Source organism: Sulfurihydrogenibium sp. (genome assembly GCF_027448985.1).
Taxonomy (GTDB): domain Bacteria; phylum Aquificota; class Aquificia; order Aquificales; family Hydrogenothermaceae; genus Sulfurihydrogenibium.
Window position 1 is genome coordinate 1 of record NZ_DAIDMN010000020.1, and the last position, 17,706, is coordinate 17,706.

The following is a 17,706-nucleotide window of genomic DNA, read 5'->3' on the forward strand; positions in this document are numbered from 1 at the left end:
CTCCAGTGGTAGTTTTACTTTATGATACCACTGGAGGTTTTTTATTTCATCTTTTTTTCGAATTGGAAATTAGGGTTGTAAAAAAATTTTTCCGGAAACGGGAAGTTTTGTTAATGTTGTTGAAGAGTTTAAAAAGGTAGGCAGTGGTAAGAAAAATAGACTAATAGTGAGAACTCAAGATACAGCATTTTCTGGATACATTTTAAATTACCTTATAAACGATGTAGAGATTGGACTGTCTTCAAAAACATTTATAATAATTCCTGCAGAAGATATTCAAAATCCGGATTCACTACTTGTAGAAAACCTATCCGGATTTGATATTATCTACTTTAAAAATCTAGATAAACTCTCTCCAATGATTTACAGGGAGTTTTATAAGTTGTGGAAAAATTTTGAAGGGATTATAATGGGAGATTACTCTTACTACTCTTTTATAGATTTTGATTCTCAGAAAGTCCAGCTTTTCCACATTATAAAAGACTCAAAAATAGACCTTCCTATGATTACCGAAGAAAAAGCAGTTTATGACTTTATCGTATCCAAACTTAAAGACGAGTACATATCTTTGTTTCAAACCACAGATTTTAAAAACATTGATAAAATAGACTCTGACTTGTACGATTTTGAGTCTGTTATAAAAATGTTGATGTCCTGATAGAGTTTGTGATATACTATTTAATCTATATCTTTAAAGGTTTAAGGAGGAAGCTTATGTATGCTGTTATAAAAACAGGCGGAAAACAGTATAAAGTAGAAAACGGAAGTTTGTTAAAGGTTGAAAAGTTATGTGCTAACGAAGGTGATGTGGTAGAACTTCCAGCGATATGTGTAAGAGACGATGAAGGAAATCTAAAAACTCAAGGAACAGTAAAAGCAAAAGTCTTAAAACACGGCAAACACAAAAAAGTTTTAGTATTTAAGTACAAACCAAAGAAAAACTACAAAAGATTAAACGGACACAGACAACCGTTTACTTTGCTAAAAATTGAAGAAATAGCGTAAGGAGGAATAGATATGGCATCAAAGGCAAGTGGTGGTTCAACACGTAACGGTCGCGATAGTATATCAAAACGTCTTGGAGTAAAAAGATACGACGGTCAGGTTGTTAGAGCAGGAAACATCCTTGTGAGACAAAGGGGTACAAAAATATATCCAGGTAAAAATGTAGGAATGGGTAAAGATTACACTCTTTTTGCACTGATTGACGGAAAGGTAAAGTTTGAAACATCAAAAGGTAAAAAAGTAGTAAGTGTTTATCCTGTAGAAAGTTAAAATTATGCGGGCTTTAAAGCCCGCATCTTAATATGAAAAAACTCTTTGAAAAAAAATCAAAGATATATCAATCTATCAGAGATTACTTCTACAAAACAGGAGCGATTGAAGTTTTTACCGATATACTTTTAGACTACCCAAATTTAGACAGTAATATCTACCCAGTAGAACTCTTTGTTTTTAATGAAAAAAAAGAAAGATTAAGAAAATTTCTCCATACATCTCCTGAGCCAAAGATGAAAAAAGTTCTCTCCGAAATCAAATCCGACATATTTCAAATAACAAAAGTTTTTAGAAACTACGAAGGTTCTTATAAACATAAAATAGAGTTTACAATGCTTGAATGGTACAGAGTAGGATACAATCTACAAGATTTAATTTTAGATACACAAAACATTTTTATTGAAACAGCGATAAATCTTTACAAAAAACCTATCATTGAATATAAGGGTATAAAGTACAACCTAACAAATTGGGATTGTATAACAGTTGATGAAGCATTTTACAGATATACAGGAATATATCCGGATAATATAGAAAATATGAATAAATTTCTCAAAGAGAAAGAACCTTTTTTTAAGGAAACAGACGATTGGGAAGATTTGTTTTTTCATATCTACGCTTTTTATGTTGAGCCATATTTAGGAGTTGAAAAACCTACCTTTATATACGACTATCCTCCACAACTTTCAGCCTTTGCAAAAATAGAAAATGGTAAAGGAAAAAGGTTTGAAGCATACATAAACGGTATAGAACTGGTAAACGGATACGATGAACTAAACGACCCTACAGAGCTGGGAAAAAGATTACTTAAAGATTTAGAAAAAAAGAAAAATGAAGGTTTTAATTATCCATTGGATACTGAATTTATAGAAACGGTTAAAAACCTTCCTCAATCGTCGGGAGCATCTTTAGGAGTTGACAGATTTATTATGGTATTTTTGAATTTAGAGTCAGTATATTTATAGTATAATCTTATAAAACGGCAGGAGGGAAAATATGAAAGTGCATTTTTTTGAAGTGGAAGATTGGGAAAGACTTTATTTGGAAAAAAAGATAAAAGATATGGGTTTGAATGTAGCGGTTGAATTTACAAAAGAACCTCTTGATGATACAAACGTTCACCTTTACAAAGATATTGATGTAGCTATCGTATTTATATACTCAAAGATGAAAAAGGAAGTTATTCAGCAGATGCCAAATTTGAAACTGATAATAACCCGTTCAACAGGATACGACCATATCGATTTAGATTACACTTCTAAAAACGGTATAACTGTATGTAATGTCCCCGGATATGGTAACAACACTGTTGCAGAGTACACTTTTGCACTTATACTTGCCCTTGCAAGAAAGTTTAAACCAATGATAGAAAGAACATCTAAGGGAATATTTTCAAGGGATGGACTAACGGGGATAGACCTGATGGGAAAAACCATCGGAGTGATAGGAGCCGGAAGAATAGGAAAACACGTTATAAGAATAGCTTACGGATTTGGAATGAAAATCCTTGTTTACGATAGAGCAAAGGACCAAGAACTGATAGAAAAGTACGGTGTTGAGTATGTAGGACTTGAAGACCTTTTGAGAATGTCAGATATAGTTACTTTACATGTTCCTTACAGTAAATCTACACATCATTTGATAAACAGATTCAATATAAAGTTGATGAAGTTAGATGCAATGCTAATAAACACATCAAGGGGACCTGTTGTAGAGATGGAGGCAATAGTTCAAGCCCTAAAAGAAGGAAGACTTGCAGGTGGAGTAGGACTTGACACATTTGAAGCAGAAGAGGTCTTAATAGAAGAAGAGTACCTAAAGAGAGATGATATTCCAGCTATAAAACTAAAAAAAGCTTTAGAATCTTTTTACGTTTTAAACTCAGAAAACGTAATCGTATCTCCTCACAACGCTTACAACACAAAAGATGCTTTATACAGAATATTGGATATCACCTTAGATAATCTAAAATCCTTCTTAGAAGGAAATCCTAAAAATGTGGTAGGAGTAGTAAACAATGCTTAAAGAAAAGCTTTTGACAGATAAAGTCTTGGAAGGAGAAAGAATAACTGTAGAAGAAGGTCTTTACATGCTTGAGAATTATGACCTTTTAACACTTGGAAGATTAGCTGATTATATACGGAAAAAAAAACATCCGGATAACATTGCAACATTCGTAGTAGACAGAAATATTAACTACACAAACGTATGTGTAGCCGGATGTAAGTTTTGTGCTTTTCAAAGGAGAAAATCTGACGCAGATGCTTACGTTTTAGAGTTAGATGAGATATTTCAAAAAATTCAAGAGCTTATAGATTGGGGTGGAACCACCCTTTTAATGCAAGGAGGACTAAACCCGGATTTAAGACTTGATTTTTATATAGAATTATTTTCAAGGATAAAGGAAAAATTTCCACAAATCCAAATCCATTCCCTTTCTGCCACTGAGATAAACTACATTGCAAAACTTGAAAAAATGAGTATAAAAGAAGTCCTTCAAAAACTCAAAGAAGCCGGATTAATGTCTTTACCTGGCGGTGGAGCAGAAATACTTTCAGATGAAGTTAGAGTGTTAATATCTTCCAACAAAACCACAACATCCCAGTGGTTGGAAGTCCATAAAACAGCCCATGAGCTTGGTATGAAATCAACAGCCACCATGATGTTTGGACACGTAGAAAAACCAAAACACATAATACAGCATCTTGAAAACATCAGACAACTTCAAGACCAAACCAAAGGATTCACAGCATTCATTCCGTGGACCTTCCAAAAAGGAAACACAGCATTAGACCATCTTCCACATGCTACATCTGTTTGGTATCTCAAAGTCCTTGCATTATCAAGAGTATACCTTGACAACTTTGATAACATCCAGTCTTCCCACGTAACTCAAACGATGAAAATAGGTCAAGTTGGGTTAAGGTTTGGTGCAAACGACCTTGGAAGTACAATGATAGAGGAAAATGTAGTTGCATCAACCGGATTTAAGGTATCAAGTCCAAAACCTGAAAAAATGGTAAAACAGATTAAAGAGGCAGGCTTTATTCCGGCTCAAAGAGATACATATTATAATATAGTCAAAATGTTTAATTAAGAGGTTTTGTTAGCTATGGGAATACCTGTTGAACTGTACGAAAAACTCTCTGAAAAACTGGGTAAAGAAACAGCTTTAGAAGTTGTAAAGATTTTTGAAGAAACAGAGAAACAGTTAAAAGAAATAGCTGAAGAAGAAACAAAGAAAAGAAAAATAGAATTAAGAGATGAACTTAAAAAAGAACTTGCCACAAAAGAAGATATACTTTTAGTTAGACAAGAGATAGAAACGGTTAGACAAGAATTAAAAGGAGAGATAGAAAGTTTACGGCAGGAAGTTAAAGGAGAAATTAAAGTTTTAAAAATGCTGATATACTTTTTAGCAGCGTTAATAATCGTTTTAAACCAAAACTCTTTAGAATTTTTATCTAAACTCATTTTTGGAGTTATAAAGTAAGGGAGTGTTTAAAATGAAGACCATAAACATATCAAAAGATGAGTTAAAACAGTTATACGATAAAGATTATCCTCTATGGGTAGATATAAACCTCCAACTGCTGAAAGACAAAGCCTACGAACTTGTAGATTGGGACAATCTACTTGAGGAGATAGAAGATATGGGAGCAAGACATCTTGAAGCCTGTATTAGCTACTTAGCTGTTATACTGGAATATCTGTACAAATGGGATAACTTCAAAAACTTAGCAGGTGGAGAAAAGGCAGGAAATAAATGGATTAGAAGTATAAAAAATGCAAGGTATGACATAAACAGAATGTTTAGGAGATATCCGAGTTTCAAGATTAAGAAATTGGCTGGTAGAAAACAATCAAGATCCGGATGATTTTAACATACCGGAAAAATGTCCTTACACTTATCAAGAGGCGATGGAAAGAGATTTAAGTAAAGCGTGACATATAACAAATACGACAGAAGCAAAAATGAGAGAGTCTATTCTATCGAGTAATCCACCATGTCCTGGAATTAGATTTGAAGAGTCTTTGACATTTACTTGTCTTTTTAAAAAACTTTCAAAAAGGTCTCCTACCTGAAGTAAAATTGCTGAAATTAAAACAGGTATAATCCAAGAAAGGTCAAATTTAAAATACAGGATTGCTATGTATCCGGCTACCACAGAGCCAACAAAACTACCTATGGCACCTTCTACAGTTTTTTTTGGAGATAAAATAGGAGCAAGTTTATGTTTTCCTATGGTTTTACCAACAAAGTAAGCACAGATGTCTCCTGACCATACAACGGCAAATAAAACAAATATTAGATACTTATCAATTTCCGCCAATATACCTAAGGAAGAAGGAAAGAAAACTCCATAGAAAAATCCAAAAATAGTGTAAGTTAGATAGTCAAGGCTGTACTTTTTCACCGATATGTAAAATCCATAGACTGTCATTATTAAAACAGCTAAGTAAAATGATATGAATAAAACAGATAAAGAAGATAAAAATGCTACAAACAGTACTTCTTTCCTGAATATTCCTACAATCTTTTTATCAAGAAGATTAAACACTTCATAAACAGCTAAAACACTTATAAAAGCCACAAAAATCTTTATTATGTAAACGGGAAGATAAACTATTCCGGATACAGCTATTACTGCCAAAATAGTAGCTGATATTATTCTCTGTAGTAAATTACTCATCTAAAACTTTTCCAAATCTTCTTTCTCTACTTTGATAATCGTACAAAGCTTTTAAAAACTCTTCTTCGTCAAAATCGGGCCATAGGGTTTGAGTAAAGTAGAGTTCTGTGTATGCAAGTTGCCAAAGTAAAAAGTTTGATATTCTTTTTTCTCCACTTGTTCTGATAAGTAAATCAGGATCTGGGATATCCGGATTGTAAAGAAAGTTTCTAAAACTTTCTTCATTTATCTGCTTTACTCCGGATTTTATTATTCTGTTAACTGTATCAACTATCTCAGCCCTACCACTGTAATTTAATGTAATTACTACGGTCATACTCTTACAATGGGCAGTCTCTTTTTCTCCTTTTTCCATCGCTTTTAAAACATTATCCCAAAGACCTTCCTTTCTACCCATAAAAATCAGCTTTATATCATTTTCAAGAAGCATAGGCATCTTTTCATTTATGTACTCTACCAAAAGGGACATTATGGCGTTTACCTCTTCCTGTGGTCTTTGCCAGTTTTCCGTAGAAAATGCAAAAAGTGTTAAGTATTTTATTCCTACATTCCTTGCAAATTTAATGGCTCTTTCTACTGCTTTAACTCCCTCTCTATGACCGTAAACCCTTTCTAAACCTCTTCTCTTTGCCCATCTTCCGTTTCCGTCCATAATGATTGCAACATGATTAGGTATTTTATAAAGATTCTCTATCACTTTAATGCCTCAAGTTTTTTCTTTGCCAATGATGCAGGCTCAGTATCCGGATACTTTTGGATTAAATCTTGAAGGTATTTTTTACCTTTTTCAACATCTCCAAGCTCAATGTATGAGTACCCTATTTTTAGCATAGCATCCGGATACTTTATACATCTTTTTATCTTTCCTTCATCACACTTTTGTAAAAGTATATTCCATATGTCTATAGCATCTTTGTATTTTTTCTCAGCATAGAATGTCTGACCTGCCCAAAATATCGCATTTCCATAAAGGTCTGAATCCGGATACTTTTTCAAAAACTCAACAAAAGCTTTTCTTGATTCTTCTATATTACCTTTGAAATAAAGGTCCAAAGCATATTGGTAAAGTTGTTTATCGTTTTGAGGAACAGACACCTCTTCTTTACCTTCCCTTTTTAACTCCTGAGGTGGTGGAGGAGGTGGTGGTGGCGTTTGCTGTTTAACTTCACCTGTTTTTGTTGATTTGAGCTTCTCTATCTCTACTGTATTTTGAGATACATTTTGAGACAGTCTATCAACTCTGGATGTTAGATTTGTTATTGCTTCCGTGTTTGACCTTGTTTGGTCTTTTACTTCGTTTAACTCTTGCCTAATACTTAAAATCTCCCTTTGAAGAGATACAATCTTATCTTCAGAAGCACAAGAAGATAGAACTACAGCAGATAGTAAAAACAAAGAAAATTTTTTCATCTTTTACCCCCTATCATTTTTTAAAGAAAAAAAGTAGTATAATCGTTGCTGACGTTATACCCATAGTTACTATACTAAGCTCTGCAAGAAACAAAGCTGGTTCACTTAATTTTAAAAGATGTTTATCCATCAAAAAAGCCAGAAAAGGAAGTCCCATCAAAGAAGTCAAGAACACTATTATAAAAACTGGATTTTTTATTAACTTTTTCATCTTCTCCGTATTTGAAAAATATTTTTAATGTAAAATATTTTATAATAAAACTTTTTTGGAGGTATCATGAAGTCTTACAACGTAGCAATCCTTGGAGCAACAGGTGCAGTTGGTCAAACAATGATTAAAGTGTTGGAAGAGAGAAATTTTCCTATAAATGAGATAAAATTTTTGGCTTCAGAAAGGTCCGCAGGAAAAGAAGTTGAGTATATGGGAGCTAAGTATAAAGTTGAAGCGGTATCTGAAGAATCTTTTAAAGATGTTGACATAGCCCTTTTCTCAGCAGGTGGAGAAAGAAGTAAAAAATGGGCTCCTATAGCGGCAAGTATGGGAGCTGTTGTTATAGATAACAGCTCAGCTTTTAGAATGGACCCAGATGTGCCATTGGTAGTTCCGGAAGTAAATCCGGAAGATGTAAAATGGCACAAAGGAATAATAGCTAACCCTAACTGTTCTACAATTCAGATGGTTGTTGCTCTTTATCCTATTCATAAACTTAAAAAGATAAAAAGGATTATAGTAGCCACTTACCAAGCTGTTTCGGGAGCCGGAGCAACAGCGATACAAGACTTAGAAAACGAAACAAAAGCAGTTTTAGAAGGAAGATACTACTATCCACAGGCTCTACCTCATCACATCGCGTTTAACGTAATCCCAAGAATAGATAACTTTGAACCAAATGGATATACAAAAGAAGAGATGAAAATGATTAATGAAACAAGAAAAATTATGCACGAGCCGGATATAAAAGTTTCTCCAACTTGTGTTAGAGTGCCAGTTTATGTAGGACACAGTGAAGCTGTCACAATAGAAACAGAGCTTCCTATAACAGCGGATGAAGCTAAAGAAATACTGATGAAAGCTCCCGGCGTGATAGTGGAAGATGACCCTATTAACAACGTGTACCCAGTTCCTATAGAGGTAGCAGGAAAAGACGACGTGTTTGTTGGAAGAATAAGAAAAGATGCCGGATTTGAAAACGGACTTTCTATGTGGATAGTTGGAGACAATCTCAGAAAAGGAGCTGCAACGAACGCCGTTCAGATAGCAGAGTTATTGATTAAATATGAGTTAATATGAACATAAGAGAAAACTTAGAAGAGTTTGAGTTAAAGTATCTACATCCGGCTGCTGCCAAAAGCTTACAAGCCAAAAGAGATTTACAAGAAGAAGAATGTCCTATCCGGACAAAGTTTCAAAGAGATAAAGACAGAATACTCCACAGCAAATCTTTTAGAAGATTAAAACACAAAACTCAGGTTTTTCTCTCGCCTGAGGGGGACCATTACAGAACAAGACTAACTCACACCTTAGAAGTATCCCAAATATCAAGAACAATAGCAAGAGCATTGAAATTAAACGAAGACCTTGTAGAAGCAATATCTTACGGTCACGACTTAGGACACACTCCTTTTGGTCATGCAGGAGAGTTTATACTAAAAGAAAGTGGTAGCTATCATCACGCAAAACATAGCCTGAGAGTGGTAGAAAAGTTAGAAAACGAAGGAAAAGGACTTAACCTAACACAGGAGACAAGGGACGGAATACTAAAACACAGTAAAGGTAAATCTCCTTTAGTCACAGAAGGTAATATGCCAAAAACGTTAGAAGGAGAGATAGTAAGAATATCAGATAAAATAGCATACATAAACCATGATTTAGAAGATGCGATAAGAGCCGGATTATTACAGGAGTCCGAAATTCCGGATGATGTAGTAAAAACTTTGGGAAAAACAAAATCAGAAAGAATATCAACTCTTGTCTTAAGCACAATAAACACCACCATAGAAAACGGATATAAACACATTCTTATGGAAGAAAAAGTATACCAAGCAATGTACAAGTTAAGAGACTTTCTTTACGAAAAAGTTTACTTTTCACCTCCTGTAGTAAAAGAGTTAGAAAAAGCAAAAGGCATTTTAAAAGCTCTTTTTGAGTACTACGAAAAAAATTACCATGAGATTCCTTTCTACGAAAAGTATTTAAATCTGTGGGGGAACTACGAACCGAAACAGGCAGCAGTTGATTACATAGCAGGAATGACAGATAGGTACGCCATAAAAACCTATGAAAAAATCTACATTCCAAAAAGTTGGCATGTAATTTAATACTTAATTAATAAAAGATGTTTTCCAAATTATAGTCCTGCTATTACCTCAATTTCAACAAGAGCATCCTTAGGAAGACGGCTTACTTCTACAGTTGCTCTTGCCGGTTTATGCTCTTTAAAATACTCTCCATAAACTTGATTTACAATAGGAAAATCTTCTAAATTTTTGAGATAAATAGTTGTCTTTATAACATGGTTCATATTTAATCCGGATTCTTCCAAAATCGCTTTGATATTTTCCATAATAACCTTTGTTTGGGTTGCAACATCACCATTTACAAATTCATTTGAAACAGGGTCAATCGCTATCTGACCGGATATAAATATAAAATTCTCATACTTTATAGCTTGTGAGTAGGGTCCTATAGGTTTTGGGGCTTTCTCTGTGTATATCTCCTGCATTTTAACCTCCTTACAAATCTTCTAACTTTATCTTTCCTTCGTAAATCGCTTTACCTACGACTACCCCATATACACCGTAATCTCTCAGTTGATAGAGTTTTTCTACATCTTGTAGTGAACCTACACCTCCGGATGCTATAACAAAGTGTTTTAGGTTCTCTGCAAGGTACTTTGTTCCTTCTACATTTGGACCTACCATCGCTCCGTCCCTGTTTACATCCGTATACAAAAATCCAAATATATCTAAATCATCGTATTTTTTTGCAAACTCTAAAGGTGTGTACTGAGTTTTTTCAATCCAACCTTTTATAGCTACTTTTCCGTCTTTTGCATCTATTCCTACGATGACTTTATTTTTATATGTATTTACTATCTTTAAAAATTCATCTTCTTTTTCATAGGCAAGACTGCCAACTACAATTTTATCAACTCCTATTTCAAACATAGCTTTTGCAGAGTCAAAACTTCGGATTCCTCCCCCAAATTCAACAGGGATAGTAATGGATTTAACTATTTTTTCAACCACTTTATAATTTTTTGGTTTTCCTTCCAAAGCTCCATCTAAATCTACAACATGTATCTGTTTAACTCCACAGTCTTGAAAGTATTTCGCCACATCTTCCGGATTATCGTTGTAGACTTTAACTTTATCAAACTCTCCCTTATATAGTCTAACGGCTTTTCCATCTTTAATATCTATAGCCGGAATAATAAACTCTTTTAAGGACACTTTTATCTCCTTGTTTTTAACATTTCATTTACAAAATTTTAGCATAGGTAATGGTATAATTTTTTAAAAGCTTACTATGAGAGGTAAAAATGAGTTTAACTGAAATTATTTTAAAGTTATCACTTGTAGGTGGAGACCCAGTCCTTTACATTCTTTTGGTGATGAGTATAATCACGATAGCCATAATAGTAGAAAGATTTATGGCTTACAAATTCATTGAAAAAAACCTTGATAAATATGAGCCATTGGAACTTAGAATGCAACTTGAAAAAAGGCTTGGAATACTTGCAACATTTGGAAACAATGCACCTTTCATAGGACTTTTTGGGACAGTTTTAGGTGTTATAAAAGCTTTCCACCATCTTGGAACTTCTTCCGAATTTGGTGTGAGAGTGGTTATGACCGGAATATCCGAAGCGTTAGTAGCAACTGCGATGGGTCTTTTCGTGGCTATTCCGGCTGTGATAGGATACAACTACTTTGTAAGAAAAATGAGATTTTTAATTATGATATACGAAGACAAAAAAGGTAAGTGATAATGGATACTCAAATCCAGAGGTTATAAAAAAATGATGTTACTTACAGAAAAATGGAAGATGGAAGGATTGAAGAAAGGATTAGAAGAGGGATTACAGCAAGGATTACAGCAAGGATTACAGCAGGGATTAGAAGAAGGTCTAAAAAAGGGTGTTCGAGAAGATATATTAGAGTTGATAGAGTTGAAGTTTGAAACAAATCCGGAAAATATTAAAAGCCAATTAGAAAAAATCCAAGACTTGGAAAAACTAAGGGAGATATTCAGGTTTGTTGCTAAGGCAAAAACTTTGGAAGAAGTGATAAAAAAATTAGAGGAAAGTGTAAAATGAAGATAACAGACGAAAATAATAGAGAAATATCAGAAATAAATATGATTCCTCTTGTGGATATTGTTCTTGTTATACTCATTATATTTATGGCTACAGCTACATTCATGGTAGAAGGGAAGATACCCTTAGACCTTCCTAAGGCAAAAACCGGAGAACCATCAAAACAACTTCAAAAAAGGATAGAAATAACGATTAAAAAAGATGGTGTATACTATCAGGAAAAGAAAACAGATTTAGATACTTTAAAAACACTTCTTGAAAAAGAAAAACAAAATACAGAGAATCCGGTTGTTGCATTAAGAGCGGAAAAAGATGTTCCTTTTCAAGATGTTGTTAGTGTAATTGATGTTTGTAGACAAGTGGGATTAGAAAAGTATGTTATAGAGACAAAAAAAGAGTAATTAATGGAGCAAAAAGAAAAAAAACTATTAGTTTTATCTGTTTTAGTATCTTTAATAATTCACGGACTTATATTTTCCGCTTTGTATTTTATAAACAAAAAACCCGAAGAAAAAAAAGAGAAGGTTATAACCTTAACATTGGAAAATCTTCCTAAAGAAAAAGAAAAACCATCTATAAATCAAGAAAAAACAGTAAAAAAAATAACACCTAAACCCAAATTAGAGCCTACAAAACCTCAAGTAAAAAAAGAAGAGACGGTTGTACCAAAAACATTTCCAAAACCAAATTTAGAAGAAAAATCTGTTTCACCACCACAACCAACTGAAAAAACAACTCCAAAACCTGAAGAAACACCATCACCACAAAAAGAAACAACCAAACCACAAACGACAGAACCACAATCACAACCAAACACCAATACAAAACCATCTCAACCACCTCAACCACAACCCATAGATATATCAAAAGGTCGTCCGGATTCATTTAAACAACCGGAAAAGAAAGAAGAAGATATAGATGGATACTTGAAAGAACTTATAAGATACCTTAATCAACAAGCAAGAGAAAAAGACCTTTATCCACCTATAGCAAAAAGGTTGAAAATAGAAGGGCAAGTTATAGTTAGAGTAACCATAAACGAAGATGGAACCATAGACGAAAACTCCATAAAAATAGTGGACCCCAGCGGTTATAACGTATTAGATAAAGGAGCCATAGAGATATTAAAAAAACTTCAACCTTACAAAAAACCACCAAAGAGAATTACCGTTGAAATTCCAATAGTTTTCCAAATAATATATATGTGATGAAAAAAGTAAAGATTTATGCAGATGGTTCTTGTATTAGAAATCCAGGACCAGGTGGATTTGCAGCAATAATAACGGATGGAGAGAAAAAATTAGTTGTTAAAGGAAATGAAAAAAGTACAACTAATAACAGAATGGAACTTATGGCAGTAATAAAAGCTCTACAATCCCTTAAAAAAGATAGGTATGAAGTCGATTTATACACAGATTCAAGTTATGTGGTCAACGGTTTAAAATTTTGGCTTGAAAAATGGATAAAGAACAACTGGAAAACTTCTTCCGGAAAACCTGTCGAAAATAAAGACCTATGGGAAACTTTGCATGGTTTGATAAAAATCCATAAAGTTAATCCATTTTGGATTAAAGGACATGCAGGACATCCTGAAAATGAGTACTGTGATAAAATAGCAAAACAAGAGGCTTTGAAAGTAAAAAATGAAAAAATCTAAATTAAAGACAACTTATGTATGTAATGAATGTGGAGCCACTTTTCCTACATGGGTAGGTAGATGTTCTGTTTGTGGTTCTTATAACTCTGTCGTTGAAGAGATTGTAGAAGAAAAAAAAGCTATAAAAAGTTTCACTTTAAGAGAGATTCTACCAAAACCAATTACAAACTTAAAAAGTGATATAAGCTTAGAAAGGATAAAATCTGGATTTGATAGCCTTGATAAAGCTTTAGGTGGTGGATTTGTATCCGGTCAAGTTGTCCTTGTATCCGGAGAGCCAGGGATAGGAAAGTCTACACTTTTACTTCAAGTAGCATCAAATTTTGCAAAAAGAAATAAAACCCTTTATATTTCAGCAGAAGAATCCTCTCATCAAGTTTATCTAAGAGCCCAAAGGTTAAGTGCGTTAAATGACAATCTTTACGTTCTATCCGATACAAATTTAGAAAATATAATTTCTGGGATAGAAAATCTCAAGCCAGGTTTGATTGTTTTAGATTCCGTTCAAACAGTTTACTCTGAAAATCTTGAATCTCCAGCAGGTTCCGTTTCACAGGTAAAATATGTAAGCAGTAAGATAACTGAAATTTCAAAAAGTAAAGGGATAATATCCTTGATTGTAGGTCAAGTAACAAAGGAGGGAACCATAGCTGGACCAAAAGTTTTAGAGCATTTAGTAGATACAGTAGCCCAGTTTGAAGGAGAAAGAGGTTATGCTTATAGAATACTTAAAGTTATAAAAAACCGTTTTGGTTCATCTGGAGAGATAGCAGTTTTTAACATGACAGATAAAGGCATGGAAGAAGTGTTAGACCCATCTGGGTTTTTCATATCGGAAAAACCAGCAAACCAATCCGGAAGTGTTATTTTTCCTTATACGGAAGGTTCGAAGCCTATACTTGTAGAAGTTCAAGCGTTGGTTTCAAAAACATTTTATCCGGTTCCACAAAGAAGAAGTCAAGGGATAGACCTAAATAAAATCTCCATAATTACAGCAATAATGGAAAACCAACTTAAAATCAACCTCAAAGATAAAGATATATTTGTAAATGTGGTAGGTGGCATAAAGATAGACGAGCCGGCTGTAGATTTGGCAGTAGCAACAGCAATATTCTCAGCGTATAAAAACATACCAGTTCCAGATGATATGGCAATTTTTGGAGAGTTAGGATTAACAGGAGAAGTAAGGTCCGTTCACTTTGAAGATATAAGAATAAAAGAGTGTAAAAGCAAAGGTATAACAAAAATATTAGCATCAACCAAATACAAAGACGATAGTCTAACGGTATTAAACATACAAAAGATAAACCAAATTTTGGACATTATAAAATAAATGTTAAAATATACGAATACAATAAAAATCATACCAAAAAAAGATTTAGATTTATAATATTTTTCTAAATTATTTTCAATTTTAGGAGTTTTGAAGATGAAAAAGAAAAGAGGAGCAGATATAGTTGTAGATGTTTTGATACATGAAGGAGTAGACACAATATTTGGGCTTCCAGGTGGTGCTATAATGGAAGTTTACGATGCTCTTTTTGATGCCCCATTTAGAAACGTCCTAACAAGACACGAACAAGCAGCTTGTCATATGGCAGATGGGTACGCAAGGGCTACTGGAAAAGTTGGAGTTGTAATAGCAACATCTGGACCAGGAGCTACAAACCTTGTTACAGGACTTGCAACAGCGTACATGGACTCAATTCCACTTGTGGCAATCACAGGTCAAGTTCCAAGACACTATATAGGAACGGACGCATTCCAAGAAGCGGATGTTATAGGAATAACAAGACCTATCACAAAACACAATTTTTTAGTTACAGATATAAAAGATTTACCCCTTATTTTAAGACAGGCGTTTTACATTGCAAGAACCGGAAGACCAGGACCTGTTTTGGTAGATATACCTAAAGATATAACTCAACAAGTAGCGGAATATAAAATACCAACAGATGAAGAAGTAAAAGAATCCCTTCCAGGATACAACCCTCATATAGAAGGAAACCCAATCCAAATAAAAAAAGCAGCAGAACTTATTAGAAAAGCAACAAGGCCAGTTTTATACGTTGGTGGAGGAGCGATACTATCTGATGCAGCAGAAGAGATATACAAGTTAGCTCATCTTACCCAAATACCTGTAACTACAACAAACATGGGAAAAGGAGCGTTTCCGGAAACGGACCCATTAGCTTTACACATGCTTGGAATGCATGGTACCTACTATGCAAACATGGCTGTTTATCACAGTGACCTTCTTATCGCGGTTGGAGCAAGATTTGACGATAGAGTAACTGGTAAAATATCAGAGTTTGCTCCAGAAGCAAAAATAATACATATAGATATTGACCCTGCTTCTATTAGCAAAACTATAACGGTTGATGTCCCGATAGTAGGGGATGTCAAAAATGTATTACAAAAACTTATAAAAGAACTTGAAAAAAATCCTATAGAATGGATAGCTGCTAGAGAAAGCTGGCTAAAACAAATCCAAGAATGGAAGGAAAAACATCCACTGAATTACAGAAAATCAGATAAAATAATAAAGCCTCAGTACGTAATAGAGGAGATTTACAACATAACAAACGGAGATGCAATCATATCTGCCGGAGTAGGTCAACATCAAATGTGGGCTGCAATGTTTTACAAATACAGTTATCCAAGACAGTTTTTAAATTCCGGTGGACTTGGAACTATGGGATTTGGTTTTCCAGCTGCAGTAGGAGCAAAAATAGGAAGACCTGATAAAACCGTTTTTGCAATAGAAGGAGATGGCTCATTTATAATGAACGTTCAAGATTTGGCAACTGCTGTCCAGTACAGAGTTCCAGTAAAAATTGCTATAATAAATAACGGATTTTTAGGAATGGTAAGACAGTGGCAGCAGTTTTTCTACGATAGTAGGTACGCAAGTGTTTGTTTATCGGTACAGCCGGATTTTGTTAAACTGGCTGAGAGTTTTGGAGCTGTAGGATTAAGAGCAACAAAACCATCAGAAGTTAGGGAAGTTTTAGCAAAAGCCATGGAAATAAACGATAGACCAGTTTTAATGGATTTCGTTGTAGATAGAGAAGAAAACGTTTTACCTATGGTTCCAGCCGGAAAAAGCTATAGGGAGATGATACTTACACCTAAACAAAAAGGTGAAGCAGAAACTATGTACTTAGTGGGGTAATATTGATGAGTGAGATTAAAGTATTAAAAGAAAGACCACAACCAGAGAAAAAGATAGGAAGGCATATAATCACCGTTAAGGTTCAGCATAACTTCGGTGTACTGGCGAGAATAACAGGACTGTTTGCTGGTAGAGGATACAACATAGAAAGTCTTACAGTTGGAAGAACCCATGAACCAAATATAGCCAGAATAACAATAGTAGTAGATGGTGACGAAAGAGTAATAGAGCAGATAATAAAACAGCTAAGAAAATTGATAGAAACACTGAGGGTAAGGGACATAACGGAAATACCTCACATAGAGAGAGAACTTGCACTGATAAAAATCCACACAGAAAACGACAGAACAAGAGATGAAATAATGAGACTTGTTAGTATTTTTAGAGCAAAAGTGGTAGATGTTTCAACAGATACTTACACGGTAGAGATAACCGGAGATGAGGACAAGATAGAAGCATTCATAAGTCTTATAAAACCATTTGGTATAAGAGAAATGGCAAGGACAGGAACCTTAGCAATGGTAAGAGAATCTGCTGCAAGTAAAATGTCATTAGGAGAGAGATTTGATTAAAAAGGTATTTTCTGGACTACTTATTTTAAGTTTTTCAGCTTTTGCCCAAGAGGTTGCCATAGCAAAAGCTACGGTAGAAAACCTTCCTGAATCCTACAGTGAATACTTAACAAAATTTTTAGTCCAAAATATAGATGGAGCAACATCCCTTGAAAAAGGAAAAGAGCCATTATACGTTGTATATCCATCCTTAAGTTGGGAAGGAAAGTCTTACAACCTATGTATAAAAACATACAAAGCAAACAACCCTTACTCATCTTCCTGTATTACTGTCAACTATGCTGAAGATATCTATAACAGACTTAAAACTTTGAAAAACAATGAATTTTTCAAACTAAAAGATATTCCCGAAAGTAAAGTAAGTATAAAGATAAAAATCAACACAAACCTTCAATATGATAAAATAAAACTCGTTTCCCAAAAGGGAGATAACCTTACAAGGTACGTTTCTGTAACGAAAGAAGGTAACGCAGAAGTTATAGGAAATGGTTTTGTAAATTTAAAAACTTTTCCGGCTGTTTCTTCATCAAGTACCAACGTATTTAAATTTACAAAACCATTTGGTATAAGAGAAATGGCAAGGACAGGAACCTTAGCACTG

Annotated in this window: 25 protein-coding genes; 19 read left to right on the forward strand and 6 right to left on the reverse strand. The window is 34.1% G+C overall.

What is annotated here, in order from left to right; translation table 11 throughout:
• The first annotated feature begins 166 nt into the window (after positions 1-166).
• From NE054_RS02935 to NE054_RS02970, 8 genes are read left to right on the forward strand one after another with little or no spacing between them, the layout of a single operon-like run.
• Positions 167-658 carry a hypothetical protein gene (locus tag NE054_RS02935; RefSeq protein ID WP_297888253.1) on the forward strand — a complete coding sequence of 164 codons (492 nt, stop codon included), beginning with the start codon at positions 167-169 and terminating at the stop codon, positions 656-658.
• A 56-nt stretch (positions 659-714) separates the two neighbouring features.
• On the forward strand, positions 715-1,005 hold the full coding sequence (gene rplU, locus NE054_RS02940; RefSeq protein WP_297888255.1) for a 50S ribosomal protein L21: 291 nt from the start codon (positions 715-717) through the stop codon (positions 1,003-1,005).
• A gap of 12 nt (positions 1,006-1,017) precedes the next feature.
• Positions 1,018-1,275, forward strand: coding sequence for a 50S ribosomal protein L27 (gene rpmA / locus NE054_RS02945; RefSeq protein WP_297888257.1), 258 nt, complete (start codon positions 1,018-1,020; stop codon positions 1,273-1,275).
• Between the two features lie 32 nt (positions 1,276-1,307).
• Entirely contained in the window at positions 1,308-2,243 is a 936-nt protein-coding gene (gene epmA / locus NE054_RS02950) for an elongation factor P--(R)-beta-lysine ligase (RefSeq protein ID WP_297888259.1), read from the forward strand.
• A gap of 31 nt (positions 2,244-2,274) precedes the next feature.
• On the forward strand, positions 2,275-3,303 hold the full coding sequence (locus NE054_RS02955) for a hydroxyacid dehydrogenase (RefSeq protein WP_297888262.1): 1,029 nt from the start codon (positions 2,275-2,277) through the stop codon (positions 3,301-3,303).
• Positions 3,296-4,375 carry a cyclic dehypoxanthinyl futalosine synthase gene (mqnC, locus tag NE054_RS02960; protein WP_297888267.1) on the forward strand — a complete coding sequence of 360 codons (1,080 nt, stop codon included), beginning with the start codon at positions 3,296-3,298 and terminating at the stop codon, positions 4,373-4,375. The genes NE054_RS02955 and mqnC overlap by 8 nt, the downstream gene beginning before the upstream one ends.
• 15 nt (positions 4,376-4,390) lie before the next feature.
• Complete coding sequence (locus NE054_RS02965) at positions 4,391-4,771, forward strand: hypothetical protein (RefSeq protein ID WP_297888294.1); 381 nt, start codon at positions 4,391-4,393, stop codon at positions 4,769-4,771.
• A gap of 13 nt (positions 4,772-4,784) precedes the next feature.
• Positions 4,785-5,156 carry a DUF29 domain-containing protein gene (locus NE054_RS02970; RefSeq protein WP_345780596.1) on the forward strand — a complete coding sequence of 124 codons (372 nt, stop codon included), beginning with the start codon at positions 4,785-4,787 and terminating at the stop codon, positions 5,154-5,156.
• 33 nt (positions 5,157-5,189) lie between these two features.
• Here the strand turns inward: NE054_RS02970 and NE054_RS02975 are convergent, their stop codons facing one another.
• From NE054_RS02975 to NE054_RS02990, 4 genes are read right to left on the reverse strand one after another with little or no spacing between them, the layout of a single operon-like run.
• Positions 5,190-5,972: a phosphatidate cytidylyltransferase gene (locus tag NE054_RS02975; RefSeq protein WP_297888297.1), complete on the reverse strand. Its 783-nt coding sequence runs from the start codon at positions 5,970-5,972 to the stop codon at positions 5,190-5,192.
• Entirely contained in the window at positions 5,965-6,669 is a 705-nt protein-coding gene (locus NE054_RS02980) for an isoprenyl transferase (RefSeq protein ID WP_297888300.1), read from the reverse strand. The genes NE054_RS02975 and NE054_RS02980 overlap by 8 nt, the downstream gene beginning before the upstream one ends.
• Positions 6,666-7,382: a tol-pal system protein YbgF gene (gene ybgF / locus NE054_RS02985; RefSeq protein WP_297888302.1), complete on the reverse strand. Its 717-nt coding sequence runs from the start codon at positions 7,380-7,382 to the stop codon at positions 6,666-6,668. The genes NE054_RS02980 and ybgF overlap by 4 nt, the downstream gene beginning before the upstream one ends.
• Positions 7,383-7,395: 13 nt before the next feature.
• Positions 7,396-7,593, reverse strand: a complete 198-nt coding sequence (locus NE054_RS02990) for a hypothetical protein (protein ID WP_297888304.1) — start codon at positions 7,591-7,593, stop codon at positions 7,396-7,398.
• Positions 7,594-7,659: 66 nt separating this feature from the next.
• On the opposite strand from NE054_RS02990, the gene NE054_RS02995 reads away from it, so the two are divergent.
• Positions 7,660-8,673: an aspartate-semialdehyde dehydrogenase gene (locus NE054_RS02995; protein ID WP_297888307.1), complete on the forward strand. Its 1,014-nt coding sequence runs from the start codon at positions 7,660-7,662 to the stop codon at positions 8,671-8,673.
• Entirely contained in the window at positions 8,670-9,701 is a 1,032-nt protein-coding gene (locus tag NE054_RS03000) for a deoxyguanosinetriphosphate triphosphohydrolase (RefSeq protein ID WP_297888310.1), read from the forward strand. Before NE054_RS02995 ends, NE054_RS03000 begins: the two co-directional genes overlap by 4 nt.
• A gap of 29 nt (positions 9,702-9,730) precedes the next feature.
• Here the strand turns inward: NE054_RS03000 and NE054_RS03005 are convergent, their stop codons facing one another.
• Together NE054_RS03005 and hisA are read right to left on the reverse strand one after the other, a co-directional pair.
• Positions 9,731-10,105, reverse strand: coding sequence for a RidA family protein (locus tag NE054_RS03005; RefSeq protein ID WP_297888313.1), 375 nt, complete (start codon positions 10,103-10,105; stop codon positions 9,731-9,733).
• Positions 10,106-10,115: 10 nt separating this feature from the next.
• A complete protein-coding gene (hisA, locus tag NE054_RS03010; RefSeq protein WP_297888316.1) occupies positions 10,116-10,835 on the reverse strand; it encodes a 1-(5-phosphoribosyl)-5-[(5-phosphoribosylamino)methylideneamino]imidazole-4-carboxamide isomerase in 720 nt (239 codons plus the stop codon).
• An 89-nt stretch (positions 10,836-10,924) separates the two neighbouring features.
• Here hisA and NE054_RS03015 point away from each other — a divergent pair, with 89 nt between their 5' ends.
• From NE054_RS03015 to NE054_RS03055, 9 genes are all read left to right on the forward strand, one after another.
• Positions 10,925-11,371 (forward strand): MotA/TolQ/ExbB proton channel family protein, encoded by a 447-nt coding sequence (locus NE054_RS03015; RefSeq protein ID WP_297888318.1) that lies wholly within the window; start codon positions 10,925-10,927, stop codon positions 11,369-11,371.
• Between the two features lie 33 nt (positions 11,372-11,404).
• Complete coding sequence (locus NE054_RS03020) at positions 11,405-11,701, forward strand: hypothetical protein (RefSeq protein WP_297888320.1); 297 nt, start codon at positions 11,405-11,407, stop codon at positions 11,699-11,701.
• Positions 11,698-12,102 carry a biopolymer transporter ExbD gene (locus NE054_RS03025; protein ID WP_297888322.1) on the forward strand — a complete coding sequence of 135 codons (405 nt, stop codon included), beginning with the start codon at positions 11,698-11,700 and terminating at the stop codon, positions 12,100-12,102. The genes NE054_RS03020 and NE054_RS03025 overlap by 4 nt, the downstream gene beginning before the upstream one ends.
• A gap of 3 nt (positions 12,103-12,105) precedes the next feature.
• Entirely contained in the window at positions 12,106-12,909 is an 804-nt protein-coding gene (locus NE054_RS03030; RefSeq protein ID WP_297888324.1) for an energy transducer TonB, read from the forward strand.
• Positions 12,909-13,358: a ribonuclease HI gene (gene rnhA, locus NE054_RS03035; protein ID WP_297888326.1), complete on the forward strand. Its 450-nt coding sequence runs from the start codon at positions 12,909-12,911 to the stop codon at positions 13,356-13,358. The genes NE054_RS03030 and rnhA overlap by 1 nt, the downstream gene beginning before the upstream one ends.
• On the forward strand, positions 13,345-14,691 hold the full coding sequence (radA, locus tag NE054_RS03040) for a DNA repair protein RadA (protein WP_297888329.1): 1,347 nt from the start codon (positions 13,345-13,347) through the stop codon (positions 14,689-14,691). The genes rnhA and radA overlap by 14 nt, the downstream gene beginning before the upstream one ends.
• A 96-nt stretch (positions 14,692-14,787) precedes the next feature.
• Positions 14,788-16,533, forward strand: coding sequence for a biosynthetic-type acetolactate synthase large subunit (ilvB, locus tag NE054_RS03045; protein ID WP_297888332.1), 1,746 nt, complete (start codon positions 14,788-14,790; stop codon positions 16,531-16,533).
• 5 nt (positions 16,534-16,538) lie between these two features.
• Positions 16,539-17,105 carry an acetolactate synthase small subunit gene (gene ilvN / locus NE054_RS03050; RefSeq protein ID WP_297888334.1) on the forward strand — a complete coding sequence of 189 codons (567 nt, stop codon included), beginning with the start codon at positions 16,539-16,541 and terminating at the stop codon, positions 17,103-17,105.
• On the forward strand, positions 17,098-17,706 hold a 609-nt coding region (locus tag NE054_RS03055), incomplete at its 3' end, for a hypothetical protein (protein WP_297888337.1). The genes ilvN and NE054_RS03055, both read left to right, overlap by 8 nt.